A 23896-nucleotide genomic window follows, 5' to 3' on the forward strand; every position below is an offset into this window, starting at 1 on the left:
TTAAACGCCAAGCTTAAGCTTTCAGATGCGTCAGGCCACCCATGTAGCCGCGCAGCACTTCCGGGATTTCCACGCTGCCGTCGGCTTGCTGGTAGTTTTCCAGCACGGCAACCAGCGTGCGGCCGACGGCCAGGCCGGAGCCGTTCAGCGTGTGCACCAGTTCCGGCTTGCCCTGCGCGTTACGGAAGCGGGCCTGCATGCGGCGCGACTGGAACGCTTCGCAGTTCGACAGCGACGAGATCTCGCGGTAGGTGTTCTGCGCCGGCAGCCATACTTCCAGGTCGAACGTCTTGGCGGCGCCGAAGCCCATGTCGCCGGTGCACAGCGACAGCACGCGGTACGGCAGGCCAAGCGCCTGCAGGATCGTTTCGGCGTGGCCCACCATTTCATCCAGCGCCTGGTACGAAGCATCCGGGTGGACGATCTGCACCATTTCGACTTTATCGAACTGGTGCTGGCGGATCATGCCGCGCGTGTCGCGGCCGTAGCTGCCCGCTTCCGAGCGGAAGCACGGCGTGTGCGCGGTCATCTTCAGCGGCAGCGCATCCAGCGCCACGATCTCGTCGCGCACGGTGTTCGTCAGCGTCACTTCCGACGTGGGGATCAGGTAGAAGGTCTCGCCCTCGCCTTCCGCGCCGCCCTTCTTCACCGAGAACAGGTCGGCTTCGAATTTCGGCAACTGGCCGGTGCCGAGCAGCGAGTCGGCATTGACCATGTACGGCGTGTAGCACTCGGTATAGCCGTGCTTGTCGGTGTGCGTGTCGAGCATGAACTGGGCGAGCGCGCGATGCAGGCGCGCGATGCCGCCTTTCATGACGGAGAAGCGCGAGCCGGTCAGCTTGGTGGCGGTATCGAAGTCCAGGCCCAGCGCGGCGCCGACGTCCACATGGTCTTTCACCTCGAAGTCGAAGGTGCGCGGCGTGCCGACCTTGCGTACTTCGACGTTGCCCGATTCGTCGGTACCGACGGGCACCGATTCATGCGGCAGGTTCGGAACGGCTTGCAGGAATGCCTGGAGTTTGTGCTGCAGGACGGCCAGCGCGGCTTCGTTGTTCTTCAGCTCGTCACCGATGCCGGCCACTTCCGCCATCACGGCGGAGGTATCTTCTCCCTTGCCCTTCAACATGCCGATCTGCTTGGACAGCGCATTGCGCTTGCCCTGCAGTTCCTCGGTACGCGTCTGGATCGCCTTGCGCTCGGATTCCAGGGCGGTGAATCCGGCAACGTCCAGCTGGAACTTGCGGCTCGCCAGGCGGGCGGCCACGGTGTCGATGTCTTTACGGAGAAGTTGGATGTCAATCATGGCAAACGCAGCGAATGTCGAAACCGCAATTGTACCAAGAGGACGCACCTTCCCAGGAGTTTTACGCCCTCGCGGCGCGGCCCTGGCGGGCCGGCCGCGTTACATCAGCTCGGCTTTTTCGGCGGCGCTCAGGCGCTTGGCGGCAACCGTCACGACCGGCATCTGCACGTCCGGATGGATGAACAGCGGGCGGTCGGCGGCCACGACCAGCGGCTGGATTTCGCTGGTGGCGAAGGCCGCGCCGACGCCGATGGCGGCAACGGTGAAGAAGATGACTTCCATGTGTTTCAATGCGTTCATGATGGGCTCCGATGGTGGTTGGTTTTGGCTGGTGTCACAAGGCGTCCCGGGATGTTTGCACTGTACCTACAGGCGGTCTGCGTTGCCATCGGCGTGCGATGAAGCGTAAAAAACGCGGCATGAAATGCGCTGCGACAGGGCAGATCCTCGTTTGACGAGGATCACAGGTTAGGCTACGCCGACCGAAGCCAGTTGAGCCGGCACAAGGAAACAGCCTGACGGAGATCAAGTCCCGGTCAGCAAACTTCGCCGGGCACGGCGCGCAGCCGGGACCGGCAATCGTGCGTGCAGGCAAGTGACTTGCCGTTACACTCAGGAATCACCCCACCTGACCAGCCATAACGTGACGATTTCCGACTCCGCCCGCGCCCCCGCTCCCGTGCCTGACCAGCGAGGCGGGGACGCCAGCTTTCTCGACGGCGGCAGCGACATGGCAATACTGATCCGTTCGCTGGACTGGACCAATTCGCCGCTGGGTCCGATCGAAGGCTGGCCGCAGAGCCTGCGCACGACCGTGAGCCTGTGCCTGGCATCGAGCTTCCCCATCAATATCATCTGGGGCCCGCACAATGTGCAGATCTACAACGACGGCTACCGCATCGTGTGCGGCGAGAAGCATCCGGCCTCGCTGGGCATGGATTACAGGGAATGCTGGGCATCGGCCTGGCCCGCCATCGGCGAGCCGTTCGAGCGGGCCCGCAACGGCGAAACGTCGTTCCTGGAAAACGTGCGTATGTTCCTGTTCCGGAACGGCTACCTTGAAGAGACCTTCTTTACTTTCTCGCTGAGCCCGATCCGCGACGAGACCGGCGGCATCGGCGGCTTGTTTCATCCGGTCACGGAAACCACGGCCACCATGGTGGGCGAACGCCGTACGCGCGCCGTACGCGACCTGACCGCGCGCCTGGCGCAGGCCACCACCACGGACGAGGTCTTCCGGCTGACCGTCGATACGCTCGCCGGCTTCGAGTTCGACGTGCCGTTCATGCTGCTGTACGAACCCGATCCGGCGACCATGGACCAGCCGGCCCCGCAGTATCGCCTGCACGGCCATCACGGCATCGATGGCGGCGCCACCTTTGCGCCGCCAGTGCTGTCGATCGCCCAGCCTTGCGGCTGGCCCGTCGCGGAACTGATGCACGCCATGACGGCGATCCAGGTACCGCGGCTGCGCGACCGGGTCGGCGCGCAGCGCTGCGGACCGTACGAGGAGGCTCCCGACGTGGCGTTCGCCGTGCCGATTCGCCGGCATGGCACGGATGCGCCGGTTGCCATCATGATGGCCGGCGCCAGCAGCCGCCTGCCGCTGGACGATGTGTATCGCGGCTTCTTCGACCTGGTGGGCGCCGCCTTTGCCGCGGCGCTGACGCGCGTAACGATCTACGAGGAGGAGCGCAAGCGCGCCGAAATGCTGGCGGCGATCGACCGGGCGAAGACCGTGTTCTTCTCCAATGTCAGCCATGAGTTCCGCACGCCGCTGACGCTGATGCTGGGTCCTCTCGAGGATGCGCTGGCCGGCACGGGAAACCTGGACGACCGGCGCGAAGGCCTGGTGCTGGCCCACCGCAATGCGCTGCGGCTGCTCAAGCTCGTCAACGCACTGCTCGACTTTTCCCGCACCGAGGCCGGCCGCGCGGCCAGCCATTTCGTGCCCACCGATGCGGCGGCGCTGACGGCGGAACTGGCCTCCAACTTCCGCTCCGCCTGCATGCAGGCGGGCCTGGCGTTCGACGTGGCCTGCGCGCCGCTGCGGGAACCGGTCTGGCTCGACCGCGACATGTGGGAAAAGATCGTGCTGAACCTGCTGTCGAACGCCTTCAAGTTCACGCTGCATGGCGGCATCCAGGTCACGCAGCGTGAACTCGACAATGGCCTGGAGCTGACCGTGGCCGATACCGGCGTGGGCATCCCGCCGGGCGACGTGCCGCGCATCTTCGACCGCTTCCACCGCGTGGAAGGCCAGCACGGGCGCTCGGTGGAGGGTTCGGGCATCGGGCTGGCCCTGGTCCGCGAACTCGTGCTGCTGCATGGCGGCACCATCGACGTGACCAGCCGGCAAGGCCACGGCACCACGTTGACGGTGCGCATCCCCTACGGGCGCAGCCACCTGCCGCCCGGGCAGGTAGCCGGCGAGGCGGATCCGGCCGCGCCGCCGGCCGATGCCCCGCTGTCGAAGCTGGCGAGCACCTATGTCGAGGAAGCGCTGCGCTGGCTGCCCGGCGAATCGGGGACCGGGGATGGCGGCAGCGCCGATGCCGGGCCGGACAAGCCTCGCGTCGTGCTGGCGGACGACAACGCCGACATGCGCGAGTACGTCGCCCGCGTGCTGGGCGACGGCGGCTACCAGGTCCACGCGGTGAGCAACGGCGCCGCAGCCCTGGCCGCGGTCCGTGGTGGCCCGTTGCCGGACCTGGTCCTGAGCGACGTGATGATGCCGGACATGGATGGTTTCGAACTGCTGTCCGCACTGCGCGGGGATCCGGCCACGGCGGGCGTCGTCATGGTTCTCCTGTCGGCGCGAGCCGGCGTGGAAGCGCGCGCCGAAGGGCTGGCGGCAGGTGCGGACGACTATATGGTCAAGCCGTTCAGCGCGCGCGAGTTGCGCGCCCGCGTCGATGGCGCGGTGGCACTCGGCCGGCAGCGGCGCGATGCCGCGCGGCGCGAACAGGACCTGCTCGTGCAGATCGAAGCGGAGCGCGGCCGCATGGCGCTGCGCCACAGCGAGGCGCACGTCACTTCGCTCTACGAACAGACGGCGGCCGGCGTGGCGGAGGCGGATGCCGACGGCAGGCTGCTACGCGTCAACGACCGCTATTGCGACATCGTCGGCCGACCGCGAGAGGAGCTGCTGGGCACCCGCTTCGACCGCTTGATCGATCCTGAAGACCGCGCCGAGAACGAACGGCGCATGGCGAGCGGCGCACCGTTCGAGCTGGAAAACCGTTATCTGCGCCCGGATGGCAGCATCATCTGGGTGACCAAGGCGGTCACGCCGATCCGGGATGAAACCGGCAGGGTCGCCAGCGTACTGGCGGTGGTACTCGATGTCACGCCGCGCAAAGCCGCGGAAGCGGAGCTTCGCGCCGAAAGCGGCCGCAAGGACGAGTTCCTGGCCATGCTGGCGCACGAGCTGCGCAACCCGCTGGCGCCGATCAGTGCCGCCGCCGCGCTGATCGGCCAGGCGCGCCTGGACGAGGCCAGGCTGAAGCAGACCAGCCATGTGATTTCGCGCCAGGTCCGGCACATGACGGGACTGATCGACGACCTGCTCGACGTGTCGCGCGTCACCCGCGGGCTCGTCACGCTGGAAACCAGCCTGCAGGATGTGAAAACCGTCGTGGCGAATGCCGTCGAACAGGTGCGTCCGCTGATCGAGACGCAGCGGCACCACCTGACCATCGACCTGGATCCCGCGCCGGCGTGCGTGATGGGCGACGCGAAGCGCCTCGTGCAGATCCTCACCAACCTGCTGAACAACGCCGCCAAGTACACCCCGCCGGGCGGGCGCATCGCATTGCGCACGATCGTCGACGATGGACGTGTGCTGGTGGAGGTGGCAGACAACGGCATCGGCATCGCGCCGGAACTGCTGCCCCGCGTCTTCGAACTGTTTGCCCAGGCGGAGCGCACGCCCGACCGGGCACAGGGCGGCCTGGGACTGGGCCTGGCACTGGTGCGCAGCCTCGTCGAGCTGCATGGCGGCACCGTGGAAGGCGCCAGCAACGGGCCTGGCCGGGGCAGCACGTTCACCGTCTGCCTGCCGCGCGCCACCGAGCGCCGCGACCGCCAGGAACGCGAGCAGATCCAGGCCATGCCGCCCGCCGCCAAGCACCTCACGGTCATGATAGTGGACGATAACGAGGATGCGGCAGAGATGCTTGCGATGCTGCTCGAGGCATCGGGCTACCGCGTCAGCGCTGACCACGATTCGCGGCGGGCCCTGGACCGCAGCCGCACGCTGCGTCCCGATGTGTGCCTGCTCGACATCGGCTTGCCGGGCATGGACGGCAACGAACTGGCCGTCCGTTTAAGGCAGCAACCGGAAACCGCCAGCACGGTGCTGATCGCGGTGACGGGCTACGGCAAGGAACAGGACCGGCTCGCGGCGCTCGACGCCGGCTTCGACCACCACCTGGTCAAGCCGGTGGATTTCCAGCGCCTGGCAGAGGTGCTGGAGACCATCCGCGCTGCTTAGGAGTTCGCCAGGCTCCCTTCCCGGCAACGGGTCCCGCCTGCTCAGCGTACCGGCGTGCTGGCCAGTTCGCCCACGACGGTGTGCCATTTGCGCACCGTCCAGCGCCTGACCAGGCCATGCTTCACGTACGGATCGGCCACGGCAAACGCTTCGGCAATGGCCGGCGCATCGATGGTGAAGACGAGCTGGGCAACGTCGATCGGCTCTCCGGCCGCGCCGGCCAGCAGCAACTCGCCCCGTTCGACGGCATCCCAGGCCAGTTTCAGGTGCTCGTCGCGGAACTCGCCGCGGCGTTGCAGGTAGTCGTCGGCAAGCTCATAGGTTAGCAGGTAGTGCATTGGTACTTTCCGTAGCGGTGGATGCGCCGAGCCAGTCGAGCACGATCCGGTTGAAGGATTCGGGTTGGCGCAGCATCGGCCAGTGATCGGTGTCCATCGCCACCACCTTGCTGCCGGGTTTGCCTTTCAGCTCGGCAGCCCATGCGGACGAATGGAACATGAAGGGCTTGCGCGTGCCGTAGATGAACAGCATCGGGCACAGGGGGCGGAATGGTTTCATCCGCTTGTATTTGCCGGTCCACGTCGCGTAATACGGATAGTTCTTTTCAGGCGTGAGCGCCTCGGGGGCCACCGGCACGCGCGCCTTCCTTGCAAACGAGCGCGTCATCGATTCCCCGATGCCGCCGCCGATCTTCCATGCCGCCGCCAGCCAGAGCTGGTAGGACACGATGCCGAGCTTGCCCTTCAGGCCGATCTCGTCCAGGTGCGCCTTCGAGCCGCCGTCGCCGATGTCCACGCCGATCACGCGCGCGACAAGGTCCGGGTGGCGCTGGGCGAACTGGTAGCCGAACACGCAGCCCCAGTCGTGCACGAGCAGCGTGACAGGTTTCTCCGGGCTGGCGTCGCGGACGACCTGCTCGCACAGCGCGATCAGCTCATCCAGCGAATGCTCCCTGCGGGGCGCGCCGGTTTCGAAGCCCGGCCAGGTGAAGCGCACGCAACGGAAGTATGGGGAAAGGGCCGCCACTTGCGGTTCCCACATGGCGGCCGTGTCGGGCCAGCCGTGCAGCATCAGGATGGTGTCGGGGCCGGAGCCGTCGATGAAGACCTGGGTATTGCCGATGAGTGTCGCCGCCACGTGCCCTCCGAGTTCGTTAGTCTTCTCCCGCCTGCCGATCCAGCTCCCGCAACCACGCCAGCTTCTCGGCAATCTTGCTCTCCACCCCGCGCGGCACCGGCCGGTACCAGCGCGGCTCCGGCATCCCGTCCGGCAGGTAGGTCTCGCCGGCCGCATAGGCATTCGGTTCGTCATGGGCATAGCGGTACTCGTGCCCGTAGCCCAGCTCCTTCATCAGCTTGGTCGGCGCGTTGCGCAGGTGGACGGGCACCTCGCGCGACTTGTCCTTCTTGACGAACGCCATGGCGGCGTTGAAGGCGTTGTAGCCCGCATTGCTCTTGGCGGCGATGGCGAGGTAGACGACGGCCTGCCCCAGCGCCAGCTCGCCCTCGGGTGAGCCCAGCCGCTCATACGTTTCGGCGGCGTCGTTGACGATCGTCAGCGCGCGCGGGTCGGCCAGGCCGATGTCTTCCCATGCCATGCGGATGATGCGGCGCGCCAGGTAGCGCGGGTCGGCGCCGCCGTCGATCATGCGGCAGAACCAGTACAGCGCCGCGTCGGGATGCGAGCCGCGCACGGACTTGTGCAGCGCCGAGATCTGGTCGTAGAAATTGTCGCCACCCTTGTCGAAGCGGCGTGCGTTCAGCGTCATCGCGTTCTCGACGAACTTCGCGTCGATGTGCGTGATGCGCGCCGAGCGGGCCGCGGTGTCGGCCTGTTCGAGCAGGTTCAGGAAGCGGCGCGCATCGCCGTCGGCGAAGCCGACCAGCGTGTCGACGGCCACGTCGTCGAACGTCAGGCCCGGCAAGGCGGACGCGCGGGCCTTTTCCAGCAGCTGCCGCATCTCCGCGTCGGTCAGCGATTTCAGCACGTACACCTGGGCGCGCGACAGCAATGCCGAGTTGACTTCGAAGCTGGGGTTTTCCGTGGTGGCGCCGATGAACGTCACCAGGCCCGACTCGACGAAGGGCAGCAGCGCATCCTGCTGGGCCTTGTTGAAACGGTGGATCTCGTCGACGAACAGGATGGTGTTGCGGCCGAACTGGTCCAGGTTCTGCTGCGCCTGTTCCATCGCCGCGCGAATGTCCTTCACGCCGGCGAAAACGGCGGAAAGCGCGATGAAGGCCGAATCGAAGGCGTTGGCGGTCAGCCGCGCCAGCGTGGTCTTGCCCACGCCGGGCGGGCCCCACAGGATCATCGAATGCGGCTTGCCGGCCTGGAACGCCAGGCGCAACGGCTTGCCTTCGCCCAGCAGGTGCTGCTGGCCGATCACCTCGTCCAGCGTTTTCGGGCGCAGCGCCTCGGCCAGCGGCTGGCGGGGCTCGGCGGAAAAGAGATCGGCCATGTGCTTATCGTTTATTGCTTGACGACGTCGGCGCCCTTCGGCACGTCGAACCTGAATGCCGTGTTGCCCAGCGACGGGTTCTTCTCGAACCTGCGGAACGCCAGCGTGGAGACCTGGCCGAAATTATCCGTCAGCTCCATCGCCTCCGGCTGGCCGTTCTTCAGGCCGATCGAGATCAGCTCGAAACTGGTGTCCTTTGCTTTCGGCACGGCCTTCAGCCACTCCAGGCCGCCGCGCGTGCCGCCTTCGGACAGCGTGAAATTCTTTTCCAGGTCGTTGGAGCCGAACAGGATCGCCGCCGGCGACGAGCCCAGCGCATCGCCCAGCTTCTTGACCGTGACCTGGTTCAGGTCCTTGTCGTAGATGAACAGCTGCTCGCCATCGGCCTGCAGTACCTGCTCGTACGGCTTCTGGTAGGTCCAGATGAATTTGCCGGGGCGGGCGAACACGAAGGTGCCGGTGGACGGCGCCGACGTCTTCTTCGCGCCGTCGACGTTCTTCGTCAGCGTCTGCGTGAATTCGCCGCGGGCCGACTTGGTCGAGCCCACGAACGACTTGAACTGGTCCAGCGCGGCGGCGTGCGCGGCACCGGCAAACGACACCGCAAGCGCGGCGGCCATCATCAATCGTTTCATCATCATTTTTCCTATTCTGCGGAAGCCGCCGGCACGAGGATATCCCGGTTGCCGTTCGATTGCATGGCCGAGACCACGCCGCTCTGTTCCATCTGTTCCAGCAGGCGCGCCGCGCGGTTGTAGCCGATGCGCAGGTGGCGCTGCACCAGCGAGATCGAGGCGCGGCGGTTCTTCAGCACCACCTGCACGGCCTGGTCGTACATCGGGTCGGCCTCGCCGCCGCCCTCGCCCGCCACCGCGCCTTCGCCACCGCCCTCGCCTTCCAGCGTGCCGCCTTCGAGGATGCCTTCCACGTAGTTCGGTTCGCCCTGTTCCTTCAGGTGCGCCACCACGCGGTGCACTTCCTCGTCGGAGACGAAGGCGCCGTGCACGCGCACCGGCAGGCCGGTACCGGGCGGCATGTACAGCATGTCGCCCATGCCCAGCAGCGTTTCGGCGCCCATCTGGTCGAGAATGGTGCGCGAGTCGATCTTCGACGATACCTGGAACGCGATCCGGGTCGGGATGTTCGCCTTGATCAGGCCCGTGATCACGTCCACGGACGGGCGCTGGGTGGCCAGGATCAGGTGCAGGCCGGCCGCGCGCGCCTTCTGCGCGATACGGGCGATCAGCTCTTCGACCTTCTTGCCGACCACCATCATCAGGTCGGCCAGCTCGTCGATGATGATGACGATGGTCGGCAGTTTTTCAAGCGGCTCCGGCGAGTCCGGCGTCAGCGAGAACGGATTCGGGATGTGCTGTTCCTTCCTGGCCGCTTCGGCGATCTTGGCGTTGTAGCCGGCCAGGTTGCGCACGCCGAGCTTCGACATCAGCTTGTAGCGCCGTTCCATCTCGTTGACGGCCCAGTTCAGCGCATGGCCGGCCTGGCGCATGTCCGTGACCACCGGTGCCAGCAGGTGCGGGATGCCTTCGTAGACCGACATCTCAAGCATCTTCGGGTCGATCAGGATCATCCGCACATCGTGCGGATCGGACTTGTACAGCAGCGACAGGATGGTGGCGTTGATACCCACCGATTTACCCGAGCCGGTGGTACCGGCCACCAGCAGGTGCGGCATCTTCGCCAGGTCGGCCACCACCGGCTTGCCGGCGATGTCCTTGCCCAGCGCGACCGTCAGGGCCGACGCGCTGTCGTTGTAGACCTTCGAGCCGAGGATCTCGGTCAGGCGCACGATCTGCCGCTTCATGTTCGGCAGTTCGAGCGCCATGTAGTTCTTGCCGGGGATGGTTTCCACCACGCGGATCGACGTCAGCGACAGCGAGCGCGCCAGGTCGCGCGCCAGGTTGACGATCTGGCTGCCCTTCACGCCGGTGGCCGGTTCGATTTCGTAGCGGGTGACGACCGGGCCCGGATAGGCGGCAACGACCTTCGCTTCCACGCCGAAGTCCGACAGTTTTTTCTCGATCAGCCGGCTGGTGAATTCCAGCGTTTCGATCGACACCGTTTCCTGTACGGGCGGCGGTTCGTCCAGCAGCGCCAGCGGCGGCAGGTCGGTGTTGTCGATGTTCTGGAACAGCACCGGCCGCTCCTTCGGCAGCTCGGTTTCCGGGAACAGCGTCTGCTGCTTCTCCTTCGGCGCCCGCTCGGGCTTTTCCACCGGCTCGGCCTTCGGCACCACCACCATCTGCGGCTCGACCTTCAGCGGCAGGATTTCCGGATGCTTCTCGACGTGCTTCTCGCGTTCCTTGACGACCACTTCCTCGCGCTTCACGGTGGCCGCCGCGCCCTGGCGGCGATCCTGCCGGTCTTCATAGCGCAGCACGACCCATTCGATTGCCGTCTCGATGCCCGCGCCGATGCGCTCGGCCACGGTCAGCCATGAAACATGGAAGAACAGCGAGATGCCCATGCCCAGCAGCAGCAGCAGGATCAGCGTGGCGCCCGTGAAGCCCAGCCCCACGTGGGCGGCATGGCCGATCAGCTGGCCCAGCACGCCACCGGGCGCGCGCGGCAGGTCGACCGGCAGCGAATACATGCGCAGGTATTCCAGGCCCATGCTGCCGGTCAGCAGCAGCACGAAGCCGATCAGGCGGATGATGCCTTCGTGGCTATGCTCTTCGTCTTCTTCCTGCTCCAGCACGAACTTGTTCGTCAGCCGTCGGTAGCCGAGCCATGTGTAGCGGACCAGGTAGAAGCAGAACCACCAGGCCGAGAAACCGAAGATGTACAGCATCAGGTCGGACAGCCAGGCGCCGCCGCGGCCGCCCAGGTTTTTCACGTCGGACACCAGGCTGGCATGCGACCAGCCCGGATCGCCCTCGTGGTAGCTGGCCAGGATCAGCACGAAATACAGGCAGGCGAACGCCAGCGCCAGCCAGCGCGCCTCGGACAGCAGGCGCACCAGCCGGCTCGGCAACGGTTGCCGTTCGGTTGCCGTGCGCCGATAGGAATTGCTCGTCTGTTGCGTGGTTTTGCTCATTGCTGCTTTGATCAATGCGGTGCGGTGAGTGGGCGCAGGACGGTCAAGTCAGAAGTTGCGCCAGGGGAATTGTTTCTATTGCGCTTATTTTAAGGCATCCCGGCCTCTTCCGGCCTTCCGATTCAAGAAAGCAGGGGTTCGCATATAATTTGCGTTTTGTTGACCGAACGACTTGACCGAACCACTTGTGCGCTTCGGCAAGGCCTCCATATAGGGCTTAGACCCTTATTTTCGGCTGGTGTTTCGGCTTATATATCTCCCAATTTCGCAGAGAAGCTTCCATGACCACTACCAAACACGCCCGCGTCCTGATCCTTGGCTCCGGCCCCGCCGGCTACAGCGCCGCGGTGTATGCGGCCCGCGCGAACCTGAAGCCGATGCTGATCACCGGCGTCGAACAGGGCGGCCAGCTGATGACGACGACGGACGTGGAAAACTGGCCCGGCGATCCGCTGGGTGTGCAGGGCCCGGAACTGATGCAGCGCCTGCTGCAGCACGCCGAGCGCTTCAATACCGAGATCGTGTTCGACCATATCCACACCGCGAAGCTGGATGAAAAACCGTTCCGCCTGATCGGCGATGCCGGCGAATACACGGCCGACGCGCTGATCATCGCCACCGGCGCCTCCGCCCAGTACCTCGGCCTGCCGTCGGAAGAAGCCTTCATGGGCCGCGGCGTGTCCGCCTGCGCCACCTGCGACGGCTTCTTCTACCGCGGCCAGGAAGTGGCCGTGATCGGCGGCGGCAACACGGCCGTCGAAGAAGCGCTCTACCTGTCCAATATCGCCACCAAGGTCACGCTGATCCACCGCCGCGACAAGTTCCGCGCCGAGCCGATCCTGGTCGATCGCCTGATGGCCAAGGTTGCCGAAGGCAAGATCGAGCTGAAGCTGAACAACAACCTGCACGAAGTGACGGGCGACGACAGCGGCGTCACCGGCCTGACCCTGCGCTCGAACGATGGCGAACAGTCGAAGGTCACCGTGCACGGCCTGTTCGTGGCGATCGGCCACAAGCCGAACACCGGCATCTTCGAAGGCCAGCTGGACATGCACAACGGCTACCTGAAGACGCGTGCCGGCACCGAAGGCATGGCGACGGCCACGTCGATCCCCGGCGTGTTCGCGGCCGGCGACGTGCAGGACCACGTCTACCGCCAGGCGATCACCAGCGCCGGCACCGGTTGCATGGCCGCGCTGGATGCGCAGCGCTTCCTGGAAGCACAGGAGTAACGATATGGAGAAATGCGCATGGCAGGCAGCCTGAAGGATTTCGCGGCCCTGAAAGCCCTCGGCCAGCAGCTGAAGGGCAAGGGCGAGGAGCGCGCGAGGGAAGAAGCCGAACGCACCAGGGCCGAGGCAGAACGGATCGAGCGCGAGAAGCAGCGCGTGGCCGAGGCGAGCATCTTCCGCACCACGATGAAGGGCGTCAACAAGCTGCCCGAATCGAACCGCTACGTGCCGCAGATGCCGAAACCGGTCATCACGCCGCCCCCTGCCCCCAGGCGCAAGCTGACGGCGGCCGAACAAAAGGATGACGACGCGGCGGTGCTGCGCGAATCGCTGTCCGACCTGTTCGGGGTCGAGCATTACATGGAAGAAGAACCGTCGCTGAACTACCTCGCCCCCGGCGTGGGCAGCGACGTCATGAAGCGGCTGCGCAAGAACTACTGGCCGGTGCAGGATGAACTCGACCTGCACGGCCTGCGCCGCGACGACGCCCGCGAAACCCTCGCGGCCTTCCTGCACAAGGCGGTCCAGCGCAACCAGCGCTGCGTGTGCGTGATCCACGGCCGCGGCTTCGGCTCGCGCGGCGGCGAACCGGTGCTGAAATCGATGGTGCACAGCTGGCTGGTGCAGACCGACGGCGTGATCGCCTTCTGCCAGGCGCATGCCGCCGAAGGTGGCGAAGGCGCGCTGATCGTACTGTTGCGGGCAGCCCTGCGACCCGAACGCTAAAAATATAGGACTCAAAAATTAGGGACGGACCCTGTTTTCCAGGAAATTTCCTGGAAAACAGGGTCCGTCCCCATTTTTTTGGCAATGTTTCTGTTAGCCTGTGGGCATCGTTACTTTCGCTGCTCGCATGAAAATCGTTCCCCACGTCTCTCTTGTCACCGTCATCGAAGTGATCGCGATCCTGGTCGGGGCGTTTTCGGGGTTCGTGGAGGCGCGGCGCAAGCGGATGGATATCGTGGGGGTCATCATCGTGGCCTTCATTGCCGCGTTCGGCGGCGGTACGCTGCGCGACATCCTGCTCGACAAACGCCCCCTGTTCTGGGTGCAGCACCAGGAATACACGATCCTGCTGTTCGTGCTGGCGCTCGCGGTGGCGCCGTTCATGAAGCACCTGCGGCACATCGTTTCCGAGCGGCTGATCGTGGTGGCCGATGCGATGGGCCTGGGCCTGTTCGCGGTGGCCGGCGTGTCGCAGGCGCTGGCGGCGGAAATGCCGGTCTTCATCGCGGCGATGATGGGCGTGATCACCGGGATCTTCGGCGGCGTGCTGCGCGACATTGTCTGCAACGAAGTGCCGATGGTGTTCAGGGATGGCAAGCCGTACGCGATCTGCGCATTCTTCGGCTGCTGGCTGTACATCCTGCTGCGGCAGGTGGAAGCAAGCGAGGATGTGGCCTTGTGGTCGTCGGCGGCGACGATCACGGTGTTGCGGCTGGTGACGTGGAAGTTCGACTTGCGGGTGGGACGGCCGTAAAGGCCGGCGGTGCGGCACGGCGGTCCAGGCCGGTGCCGGACACCTTGCCGAGCGGGCTCGAAAAGGTGCCTGGCGCCAGGTGCATCTACCTGATCAAACCGCGTCAGGCCCGGTCTCGCCGGTACGGATCCGCACCACCTGCTCCACGTTCTGCACGAAGATCTTGCCGTCGCCGATCTTGCCGGTGCGGGCGGCCTTGATGACGGCATCCACCACCTGCTCCGCCACGCCGTCGTCGACCACCACTTCCACCTTCACCTTCGGCAGGAAGTCGACCACGTATTCGGCGCCCCGATACAGCTCGGTATGGCCCTTCTGGCGGCCGAAGCCCTTGACTTCGGTGACGGTCAGGCCGGTCACGTTCACTTCGGCCAGCGCCTCGCGCACCTCGTCGAGCTTGAAGGGCTTGATAATGGCGGTAATCTGTTTCATGGCATTCTCCTTATAGAAATTGTTGGGTCAGGCCTCGGGCCCGGGATCTTTGCTGCCGGCGTCAGGCGTCCGGTACGGTCTTCAGGTTCTCCAGCCACACCACCGATTCGGCATCGCTCGGCGCGCGCCAGTCGCCGCGCGGCGACAGCGAACCGCCCGAGCCCACCTTCGGCGCGTTCGGCACGCAGGTGCGCTTGAACTGGCTCTGGAAGAAGCGGCGCAGGAAGATGCCCAGGTTGTGCTTGATGTCCTTCAGCGCGTACTGGTTGCGTACGACATGCGCGTCTTCAGGCCACGGGCCGCTCGAACGGTCCTTCCACGCGTGCAGCGCCAGGAACGCCACCTTGGCCGGCGCGAAGCCGAAGCGCAGCATGTAGTACAGGTTGAAGTCCTGCAGCTCGTAGGGGCCGATCACGCTTTGCGTGCTCTGCGCCGGCGCAATCAGTTCACCATGCGCATTGGCCTTGCCCGGCACGAGTTCGGGGCTGATTTCGGTGTTCACCACGTCCAGCAGCACCTGCGAGTCGGCTTCGCCGAACTGGCGGCTCTCCGCCACCCAGCGCACCAGGTGCGAGATCAGCGTCTTCGGCACGCTGGCGTTCACGTTGTAGTGCGACATGTGATCGCCCACGCCATACGTGCACCAGCCCAGCGCCAGCTCGGACAGGTCGCCGGTGCCGATCACGATGCCGTTGTGGTGGTTCGCCAGCCGGAACAGGTGGCTGGTGCGCTCGCCCGCCTGCACGTTCTCGAACGTCACGTCGTACTGCTCGGCGCCTTCGGAATACGGGTGGCCGATATCCTTCAGCATCTGGATGCAGCTGGGGCGGATATCGATCTCGTGGGCCGTGCAGCCGACGAACTCCATCAGCTTGCGCGCCTGCTCCAGCGTGCGCGTGCTGGTCGCGAAGCCGGGCATCGTATAGGCCAGGATATTCGTGCGCGGCAGGTTCAGCCGGTCCATCGCCTTCGCGCACACCAGCAGCGCGTGGGTCGAATCGAGCCCGCCCGAAATGCCGATCACCATCTTCTTCATGCCGATGGCCCCCATCCGCTGCACCAGCGCCTGCACCTGGATGCTGTAGACCTCCATGCAGCGCTTGTCGCGCACGGCCGGGTTGGCGGGCACGTAGGGGAAACGGGCCACGGTGCGCTGCAGCGGCAGCGTGTCCTGCACCGGCAGTTCGAGCGCGAACTTCACCACGCGGAAGGCTTCCACCTGCTGCGCATGGCGCCGCACCGAGTCGCCCCAGGTGTTGGTGCGCATGCGGTCGCGCGACAGCCGCTCCAGGTCGACGTCGGCGAAGATCACGTGCGAATCGTCCTGGAAGCGCTCGGCCTCGGCCAGCATCTCGCCGTTTTCATAGATCAGCGCCTGGCCGTCCCACGACAGGTCGGTGGACGACTCGCCCCGCCCTGCCGACGAATACAGGTAGGCGGCCATGCAGCGCGCCGACTGCTGCCCCACCAGCTGGTGCCGGTAATCGGATTTGCCGACGACGATGTTCGAGGCCGACAGGTTCACCAGCACCGTGGCGCCGGCCAGCGCCGCATACGACGACGGCGGAATCGGCACCCACACGTCCTCGCAGATCTCTGTATGGAAGCGCAGCAGCGGCAGGTTGGCGGCCTGGAACAGCAGGTCGGCGCCGAACGGCACGCGCTGGCCCAGCAGTTCGATCTCGGTGGCCACCGCATCGTCGGCGGAGCTGAACTGGCGTACCTCGTAGAACTCGTTGTAGTTGGGCAGGTAGATCTTCGGCACCACGCCGAGGATGCGGCCGCCCTGCACCACCACCGCGCAGTTGAACAGCCGGTGGTCGACGCGCAGCGGCATGCCGACGATCATCGCCACGGGAATCCGGATCGATGCCTCGACGACCTTGCCCAGCCCGGCCTGCACCGCATCGAGCAGCGCGCGCTGGTGGAACAGGTCGTCGCAGGTGTAGGCCGACAGGCCCAGCTCGGGGAACGCCGCCAGCACGGCGCCCTTCGCGGCGACCTGCTCGGCCAGCGCGATCGTCTGCTGGGCGTTGTAGAGCGGATCGGCCACGCGGCAGCGCGGCACGGCCACCGCGACGCGGACGAAATCATGGGAGTACAGATTGTGGAAGGATTGCGGCATGGGACTGTTCTTCGCGTCGAATGTCGAAGATTTTAACATTCACCTCCCGGCCATGCCGCCGCCCTCGGGAAGCCCCGTCAGAACTTCAATTCCAGGTTGACCGAAACGCGCGCCGAGTCGGGCCTGCGCCCGACGTTTTCCTCGGTCCCGGCGGACGTCACATAGCGCTGGTAATCGTGGTTGTCCTCGCCCAGGATATTGCTGGCAGTCACGCGCACCTGGTACTGCGGCGTGAACTTCCAGAGCCAGTAGGCTTCCAGGTCGCGGCGCTGGAACTGCTGCCGGTACTGTTCCACCGAGACCCGCAGCGGGCCGCCGCCACGGTAGGCCAGGCTGGCGCCCGCGTTGTGTGCGCCGCCCTTGTAGTCGATGCCCAGCGTCGCCGTCAGCGGGATCTGCTCGTCCAGCCGGTTGTCCGGCCCCGGCACGCCGTCGACCTTCGACCAGTTGCGGTTGAAGCTTGCGCGCAGGTCGATGCCCGGCGCATCCTTCAGCACCGCCTTCAGTGGGAACTTCAGTTCGACGTCGAACGTGCGCACGGTGGCGTTGCCGCTGTTGACCGGCCGCCAGATCCACCTGCCGTCGGTTTCCTGCCGCAACAGCGTGCGGATGTAGTCGCGGATGCGGCGCTGCGAGGTGCCGACCGAGAACACCGCGCCCGGCGCCCAGAAATGCTCATACGTGATGTCGATCCCGTTTGCCAGCTCGGGCTGAAGGTCGGGATTGCCGCCGCCGTCGGGTGTGAACAGCGAGTTCTCTTCCGCGTAATAGCGCCGGCCCGTCAGCTGCTGCAGGTTCGGCGCCTTGTAGGTGCGCGTCAGCGCGGCGCGCAGCTGGCGGCCGCTCTTGTCCGGGAATTTGTACAGCGTCTGCGCGACGGGGCTCAGCACGTGGCTCTTCGACTGCGTGGACGGCAGCCCGGTGCCCTCGCTGTCGGTGCGGATCGCTTCCCAGCGCGCCCCGAAATACATCGACCAGTCCTTCGTCACGTTCCATTCATCCTGCGCATAGGCCGCGTAGCGCGTCACCACCGGCTCGAAGCGCTCGCGGATGGCCGCCGGCTCGCTGCCCAGCCGCCCCTGGATGCGCAGCACCTCGTCGTCGTTGCGCTGGCGGTTGTATTCCCAGCCGGTGGCCAGCGCGTGGCCCTCGAACAGGGTGCGGGTGTACTTGCCGGTGGTGCTCCAGGTGGTGTTGTCTTCGTCGGTATCGCTGTCGTTCCGGTAGAACACGGCACGGTCGGCCGTCACGGACAGCGCGCGCTGCGTTTGCGTGCCGGAGCGGCCCGATGCCGACAGCTTGGCATCGAGCTTGCCGCCCGCCAGCTTGGTGATCCAGTTCACCTCGCCCTGCGCGTTGCGCGAGCGGCCCTCGTTGCGCGTGCCGAAATCGGCGTAGTCGATGCGGTTGAAACTGCCGGTGCGATAGGTGTAGGCCGATGCGTTGTTGAATTCGTTCCGGTTGGCGCTGATCTGGGCGCTGGCATTGAGCTGGCCGTCGTCCGGCAGTTTCCAGTTCAGCCGCGGCGCGAATCCGACGAAGGTGTTGTTGCCCGTCGAAGCACGCGTGTACTCGCGCAGCTTCGTCACCTGCCCCGCCGGATCGGTAAACCGGTCGGTGCCGACTCCGTCCGAATCCATCAGGAAGCGGCCCATCACGGGCGTGACGAACCACGACAGCCTGCCCGAACGGTCGGCGATGGTGCCGCTCAGGAACAGGTTGCGCTGGTTGCCCGAATAACTGGTATTGATGCGCACATCGCGCTGCGCCTTCGCCACCACCTTCTTCAGCACGATATTGATCGTGCCGGCGATCGCCTGCATCGAATGCTCGGCCGTGCCGGCGCGGAACACTTCGATTTTCTCGATCTGGTCCGGCGGCAGGTTATCCAGCGAAAAACCGGGAGGCGGCCGCTCGCCATTGACCAGGATCTGCGTGTAATTGCCGCCCAGGCCGCGCATGCGGATGCTGTTGCCGATTACCGTCACGCCCGGCGCGCGCTTTAATACGTCGAACACATTGGTGTCGCCGTATTTCAGTATTTCCTCGTTGCTGATGACGGTCTTGCTGGCCGTATCGTCGCGCCGCGGGTCGTAGTCTTCGGCGGAACCCTTGATCTCCACTTTCGCCATCGGTTTCTGTTCCGTTGGGAGCGGCGCTGGCGGATCGGCTGGCCTGCTTTCCTGCGCAAATGCAGGAACACTCGCGGAAAGTATTAATATGGTAGTCAGTCGGGATAGCATCTGTATTGATATCTTTATCGGGCGAAATTAAAACCCGGCGATTATGCCGGGGCGCCGATAAAATATCCGCCGCAATAAAAATAATCAACCGGCTGATTAAGTCCAGGTTTTCCCGGTTTTTTTCCTATACATTCCGATCACGACCGTTCATGTAAATACCGTCCAGATAACGCGAGTTGAATCCCGATGACGGCACCATCGCGCCCGGCAATGCCCGCCGAACTCCCGTACAATGCCCCGATGAGCTTTCGAACCGCCGTCTTTACCACCCTGTCGCAGGCCGGCGAAGCCGCCTGGAATGCACTGCTGGCGCAACAGGACCCCGGCCGCGCGCCGAATCCCTTCCTGTCGCATGCCTTCCTGCATGCATTGCACGAGTCGGGCAGCGCCAGCGGAAAAACCGGCTGGCAGCCGCAATACCTGGCGCTGTGGGATGGCGACGAACTGGCCGCCGCGATGCCGCTGTACGTCAAATCGCATTCGTATGGCGAATACGTGTTCGACTGGGCCTGGGCGGATGCCTACCACCGCAATGGCGTGGAGTATTACCCGAAGCTGCTGTCGGCGATTCCGTTCACGCCGGTGACGGGTTCGCGGCTGATGGCGCGCGACGACGCCGCCAGGGAAGCCCTGGTCGCGCTGCTGTGCGAGCAGCAGGAAGCCTCCGGCGTGTCGTCCACCCACGTGCTGTACCCGCCGCAGGCCCAGGCCGATGCGCTGAAGGATGCCGGCTTCATGCTGCGCAGCGGTGTGCAGTTCCACTGGCTCAACGAGGGCTATGCGGACTTCGATGCCTTCCTCGCTTCGCTGGAGCACAAGAAGCGCAAGAACATCCGCGCCGAGCGGCGCAAGGTGCGCGAGGCCGGCGTGACGCTGCGCCGCGTGCGCGGGGTCGACGCGACGGACGCCGACTGGCGCTTCTTCCACCGCTGCTACCGCAACACCTACGCCGAGCACCACTCGTCGCCCTACCTGAATCTCGATTTCTTCCAGCGCATCGGCGCCACGATGCCGCGGAATATCCTGCTGGTCATCGCGGAACGGGACGGCCACCCGATTGCGTCATCGCTGCTGATCCACACGGAAGACACGCTGTACGGCCGCTACTGGGGCGCGCTGGAGCACGTGCCCTGCCTGCATTTCGAAACCGCGTATTACCAGCCGCTGGAGTTCTGCATCGAACAGGGCATCGCCACCTTCGAAGGGGGTGCCCAGGGCGAACACAAGATGGCTCGCGGCTTCCTGCCCACGCGCACCTGGTCGGCGCACTGGCTGGCGCATCCGGCGTTCGCCGATGCCGTGGAACGGTTCCTGGAGCGCGAAAGTGGCGGGATCGAGGCTTACATGGATGAGCTGAACGAGCGCAATCCGTTCAGGGAGTGATGCCCGCCAGCGGGGCGCTTGCCCCGCCGCGAAGCGCCGGCGCACCTTGGCGGTGCCCGGCCATGTTCAGCGCAGCGCGACTTTTTGCTCGTCGGCCCGGTCCTGCGGCGCCGATTGCGCAACCGCTGGCGGGCTGCGGCCCGCATCCGTCGCGGGCGCTTCCTGCCGCGGCGGGGGTGGCGCCTCGGCCTTGAGCGGTTTGCCATCCACGCTGCCGGCGTCGGCCTGCGCCACTGCCAGCACGAACATCGACGGGGCGGCGGCAACGGCAAACCCGAGCGGATTGGCCGCCATGGCTGCACCGGCGCAGGACCACAGCGCCAGCGCCGGCAGCGCGCGGATCAGTGCATTGAATTGGTGAGCCATCGTTACCCTCCTGTGCTTTACGCAGCGATGCAGCTTTGCGTTGCAAGAAGAGTGCCAACTGGCTTCAAAGAAAAACCGGTGTCGGACACCTTTCGGGTGCCGGACCCCGGTTCGCGGGCATTACAGGTGGATCAGAACTTGTACGTCGCGCCCACGAAATAGCGCCGTCCCGACCAGGCCAGCTCGTTGCGCCGCGAGGTGGACCCCGCGTTCAGGTACTGCCCCTCGTTCGTCAGGTTCTTGCCTTCGATCGACAGCGTCAGGTTGTCGGTCGCGCGGTACTGCAGCTTGGCATCAAGGAAGCCGACCTTCTCGCCATACACCGGCAGTGAGGCGTTCGAATCGACCGAACCGGTGTAGTAGCCGTCGCGGTAGTTGTAGGCGAGACGCGCGTTCCACTTGTTCAGGTCGTACCAGACACCCACGTTGTAGCTGTTGCGCGACATGCCCGGATACGGCATCACCGAATTGTCCAGTGGGTTCAGCAGCTCATTGCCCGCCGAGTAGGAGTAGCTCATGCGGGTGAAATTGGCATCGAGCCCGAAGCCGCTGAGCAGGCCCGGCAGCATCGTCAGCGCCGTGCGGCCTGCCAGCTCCCAGCCCTTCGTGACGGCGCCCTGGCTGTTGATGGACGTCTTCACGTCCCACAGCACGCCATCGCCGAACACGTCCACGCCACCCACCGTTACGTCGTTCTGGATGTAGCTGCGGATATCCTTGCGGAAGAAGGCCAGCGACAGCTGGCTGTCGCGCGATGGATACCACTCCACGCTGGCGTCCTTGTTGGTGGCGCGGAACGGCTCCAGGTTGACGTTGCCGGCCGTGCAGTCGTCGGCGCTGCCATCGCCGCCATAGATCGACTGGCCGCTGCCCTTGATGCAGCTGATGGTCGGCGTCAGCTTGTCGATGAACGGCCGCGCCATCACCTTGCCCCAGCCGATACGGGCCACCAGCTTGTCCGGAATCACCCAGCCGGACAGGTTGAAGCTCGGCAGCACATCGCTGTACTTGTTCTCGTAGGTGACGATCTGGTTCGCCACGATGGTTTCCACGCGCGCGTTGGTGCTCGGATTGAGCGAGTAGGCGCGGTACGACTGCAGGCCGGTGGCTCGGGTGCGCGTGCCGGCATAGCGCACGCCCACGTTGCCGTCCCATTCGATGCCGAACAGCTCGTGCGAGAAATCGGCCCGCACGTAGAACGCACGGATGCTTTCCTCGACGGCGAACTGCGGCGGCATGTCATACAGCTTGCCGTCGCTGCCGATCGACTGGCGCAGCAGGTCGTGGTTGTAGCGCGACAGGTCGAAGAATTCGGTCGACTGGGCGAAGCTCGGCGCCATCCAGCCGCTCGGGTAGCCGGACAGGCCGCCGTAGCCGTTCAGGAACTTGCCCGGCGTATTGGTGCGGATCGCATCCACCAGCGACGCCATCTGCCCGGCCGTCACGTAGCGCGTCGTATTGTTGGCGGTCAGGCCCGACCCTGGGACGGTGGCGCCATTGTTGCGCAGCACGCCGGAGGTGTTGAGCGGATCGTAGATGATTTCCTGCAGCACTTCCGGGCTGCGCACGATGATGTCGTCCGCCGTGGTGTTCGGATCTCCGGTCACCGAATAACCGGTCCACCGGTACTGGTCGGACGTCGACTTGCGGCCCTGGCCGCCGAACGCGAGCTGCTTCAGGAATGGCAGGTTGGGCCGGTACTTCAGGTCGAGCTTGACCTGGTCTTCCGTGTTGTCCGTAAACGACGGCTGGTACTGCGAGCGGATGCGGGTATAGGTGCTGCTGTCGTTCGGGTTGTAGCCGGCCGGGAAGGTGAACTTCGGCAGGCCCTGTTCATCCAGCGTCACCTTCAGGCCCGGGATATTGCCGGCCATCGAAATCAGGTTCGTGTTCAGGTCATAGAACGAATCGGTCTTGGCCACCAGGCCTTCGGCCGACCAGGCGCTGTTTTTCCAGTTGAAGCCAGCGGACTTGTAGTTCGAATTGATATTCAGCGCAAAGTCGCGCGCCGACGTATCGAAGTTGTACGACGCGCCCTGCCCCGCCACGTTCTGGCACGTTCCGGCATAGAACTCGGTCATCACGTGATTGGTGAACGACATGCCTGCCGGCGTGACGCCGCCAGCCGGATTGGCGCAGCTGGCCGCCGGAGTGGACAATGGCGCACCGTTCGCACCGTACACAGGCGCCACGCCACCCGGCGAGAAGCGCTGCAGCGCGCCGAAATCGGTGGTGTAGTTGCGGTCGTTGAGCATCTGCTTCTGGTCGTTCTTGTTGTAGCGCGCCCAGACGTCGAAGTTATTGTTGATCTTGTACTGCGCGGTCAGCTCGGCGCTGGAACGCTTGTGGTCGCGCGTCCAGATGCCGTAGCGCGGCACGCCCGGCGAATAATCGTTCCACTGGCTTTCGCAGGCGGTCCTGCTGGCACCGGCAAGCGCGGCGCAACCGTCCTTGGTGCCGACCGCGGCCGCGGCCGGATTCAGGCTGGTGTTGGTCTTCTCGGGCGAGAAGTCCCAGTCGCGCAGGTAGCGCCAGTTGCTGTTGCGGACGTAGTCGTTCTGCGTATGGACCTTGTCGTAGACCAGGTTCGCCATCAGGCCCAGGCGGCCGTCGAGGAACTTGTCGGCGAACAGCAGGCTGCCACGGGGCTGCACGGCGCCGCGATTGGTGTTGTGCTCCGCTTCCAGCTTGGCGACCAGCATGCGCGTCTTGAAGTCCAGCGGCATATTCGTCTTGATGCTGACGGTACCGCCGATGCCGCCCTCGGTCTGGTCGGCTGTCACGCCCTTGAACACGTCGATCGACTTGATCAGCTCTGCCGGCAGCTCGCGCAGTTCAGCACCGCGGCCGGGCGTGCCGTTGGTGGACAGCACGGACAGGCCGTTGATTTCCACGCGATTCAGGTTGGCTTCCACGCCGCGGATGTTCACTTGCGACCCCTCGCCGAAATCGCGCGACAGCTGCACGCCGGTGACGCGCGACAGCGCCTCGCCCACGTTCTTGTCGGGGAATTCGCCGATGTCCTCGGCCACGATCGAATCGACGATCGTGGAGGCGTTTTTCTTGCGGTCGATCGCCGACGCCACCGATGCCCGGGTACCGGAAACGACGACGACGTTCGAAGGTGCGGCGGCAGGCGCCTGTTGTGCGACGGCCGTTTCAACGGCCAGCAGGGAAATGGCGGTAGCAACGGCGGCGGCGCACACGGTGGGGCGAATGCGGTCGCGCGGGGAGCGGTTCGATGACATCTTTTCTGGTCTCCGGGATCTTATTATCAATATGAAAGGTGGTTACCTTTCGATCCGATTCTAGAAGATGAAT

Annotated in this window: 17 protein-coding genes; 5 read left to right on the forward strand and 12 right to left on the reverse strand. The window is 65.2% G+C overall.

Annotated features, from left to right (window positions below; translation table 11 throughout):
* Nucleotides 1–13: 13 nt before the first annotated feature.
* Nucleotides 14–1303: a serine--tRNA ligase gene (gene serS / locus ACY34H_RS12765; RefSeq protein ID WP_464977873.1), complete on the reverse strand. Its 1290-nt coding sequence runs from the start codon at nucleotides 1301–1303 to the stop codon at nucleotides 14–16.
* A 99-nt stretch (nucleotides 1304–1402) separates the two neighbouring features.
* Nucleotides 1403–1603 (reverse strand): hypothetical protein, encoded by a 201-nt coding sequence (locus ACY34H_RS12770; RefSeq protein ID WP_464977874.1) that lies wholly within the window; start codon nucleotides 1601–1603, stop codon nucleotides 1403–1405.
* A gap of 430 nt (nucleotides 1604–2033) precedes the next feature.
* Between ACY34H_RS12770 and ACY34H_RS12775 the strand changes: the two genes are divergently transcribed.
* The gene (locus ACY34H_RS12775; RefSeq protein ID WP_464977875.1) at nucleotides 2034–5798 is read left to right on the forward strand and encodes an ATP-binding protein; all 3765 of its coding nucleotides are present in this window, start codon (nucleotides 2034–2036) and stop codon (nucleotides 5796–5798) included.
* A gap of 41 nt (nucleotides 5799–5839) precedes the next feature.
* Here the strand turns inward: ACY34H_RS12775 and ACY34H_RS12780 are convergent, their stop codons facing one another.
* From ACY34H_RS12780 to ACY34H_RS12800, 5 genes are read right to left on the reverse strand one after another with little or no spacing between them, the layout of a single operon-like run.
* The gene (locus tag ACY34H_RS12780; protein WP_137316981.1) at nucleotides 5840–6136 is read right to left on the reverse strand and encodes a YciI-like protein; all 297 of its coding nucleotides are present in this window, start codon (nucleotides 6134–6136) and stop codon (nucleotides 5840–5842) included.
* On the reverse strand, nucleotides 6114–6935 hold the full coding sequence (locus ACY34H_RS12785; RefSeq protein ID WP_464977876.1) for an alpha/beta fold hydrolase: 822 nt from the start codon (nucleotides 6933–6935) through the stop codon (nucleotides 6114–6116). The genes ACY34H_RS12780 and ACY34H_RS12785 overlap by 23 nt, the downstream gene beginning before the upstream one ends.
* Nucleotides 6936–6951: 16 nt before the next feature.
* Nucleotides 6952–8259, reverse strand: a complete 1308-nt coding sequence (locus ACY34H_RS12790) for a replication-associated recombination protein A (protein ID WP_464977877.1) — start codon at nucleotides 8257–8259, stop codon at nucleotides 6952–6954.
* An 11-nt stretch (nucleotides 8260–8270) separates the two neighbouring features.
* Entirely contained in the window at nucleotides 8271–8900 is a 630-nt protein-coding gene (gene lolA, locus ACY34H_RS12795; protein ID WP_464977878.1) for an outer membrane lipoprotein chaperone LolA, read from the reverse strand.
* Between the two features lie 5 nt (nucleotides 8901–8905).
* Nucleotides 8906–11314, reverse strand: a complete 2409-nt coding sequence (locus ACY34H_RS12800; RefSeq protein ID WP_464977879.1) for a DNA translocase FtsK — start codon at nucleotides 11312–11314, stop codon at nucleotides 8906–8908.
* Nucleotides 11315–11595: 281 nt separating this feature from the next.
* Between ACY34H_RS12800 and trxB the strand changes: the two genes are divergently transcribed.
* The 3 genes from trxB (at nucleotide 11596) to ACY34H_RS12815 (ending at nucleotide 14026) form a co-directional block, all read left to right on the forward strand.
* The gene (gene trxB, locus ACY34H_RS12805; RefSeq protein WP_464977880.1) at nucleotides 11596–12546 is read left to right on the forward strand and encodes a thioredoxin-disulfide reductase; all 951 of its coding nucleotides are present in this window, start codon (nucleotides 11596–11598) and stop codon (nucleotides 12544–12546) included.
* Nucleotides 12547–12564: 18 nt separating this feature from the next.
* Nucleotides 12565–13272 carry a Smr/MutS family protein gene (locus ACY34H_RS12810; protein WP_464977881.1) on the forward strand — a complete coding sequence of 236 codons (708 nt, stop codon included), beginning with the start codon at nucleotides 12565–12567 and terminating at the stop codon, nucleotides 13270–13272.
* Nucleotides 13273–13399: 127 nt separating this feature from the next.
* The gene (locus ACY34H_RS12815) at nucleotides 13400–14026 is read left to right on the forward strand and encodes a trimeric intracellular cation channel family protein (protein WP_464977882.1); all 627 of its coding nucleotides are present in this window, start codon (nucleotides 13400–13402) and stop codon (nucleotides 14024–14026) included.
* Nucleotides 14027–14119: 93 nt separating this feature from the next.
* Here ACY34H_RS12815 and ACY34H_RS12820 read toward each other — a convergent pair whose 3' ends face one another.
* The 3 genes from ACY34H_RS12820 to ACY34H_RS12830 form a co-directional block, all read right to left on the reverse strand.
* Nucleotides 14120–14458: a P-II family nitrogen regulator gene (locus tag ACY34H_RS12820; protein WP_131146791.1), complete on the reverse strand. Its 339-nt coding sequence runs from the start codon at nucleotides 14456–14458 to the stop codon at nucleotides 14120–14122.
* A 61-nt stretch (nucleotides 14459–14519) separates the two neighbouring features.
* On the reverse strand, nucleotides 14520–16583 hold the full coding sequence (locus tag ACY34H_RS12825) for an NAD(+) synthase (RefSeq protein WP_464977883.1): 2064 nt from the start codon (nucleotides 16581–16583) through the stop codon (nucleotides 14520–14522).
* Nucleotides 16584–16660: 77 nt separating this feature from the next.
* Nucleotides 16661–18715 carry a TonB-dependent receptor plug domain-containing protein gene (locus ACY34H_RS12830; RefSeq protein WP_464977884.1) on the reverse strand — a complete coding sequence of 685 codons (2055 nt, stop codon included), beginning with the start codon at nucleotides 18713–18715 and terminating at the stop codon, nucleotides 16661–16663.
* Nucleotides 18716–19066: 351 nt separating this feature from the next.
* Between ACY34H_RS12830 and ACY34H_RS12835 the strand changes: the two genes are divergently transcribed.
* The gene (locus ACY34H_RS12835) at nucleotides 19067–20209 is read left to right on the forward strand and encodes a GNAT family N-acetyltransferase (RefSeq protein WP_464977885.1); all 1143 of its coding nucleotides are present in this window, start codon (nucleotides 19067–19069) and stop codon (nucleotides 20207–20209) included.
* 66 nt (nucleotides 20210–20275) lie between these two features.
* On the opposite strand, the gene ACY34H_RS12840 is transcribed toward ACY34H_RS12835, so the two are convergent.
* Both ACY34H_RS12840 and ACY34H_RS12845 read right to left on the reverse strand, forming a co-directional pair.
* A complete protein-coding gene (locus tag ACY34H_RS12840; protein ID WP_464977886.1) occupies nucleotides 20276–20575 on the reverse strand; it encodes a hypothetical protein in 300 nt (99 codons plus the stop codon).
* Nucleotides 20576–20706: 131 nt separating this feature from the next.
* The gene (locus ACY34H_RS12845) at nucleotides 20707–23823 is read right to left on the reverse strand and encodes a TonB-dependent receptor (protein ID WP_464977887.1); all 3117 of its coding nucleotides are present in this window, start codon (nucleotides 23821–23823) and stop codon (nucleotides 20707–20709) included.
* Nucleotides 23824–23896: the final 73 nt, after the last annotated feature.

The sequence above is a fragment of the Pseudoduganella sp. jia 9 genome (genome assembly GCF_055502615.1).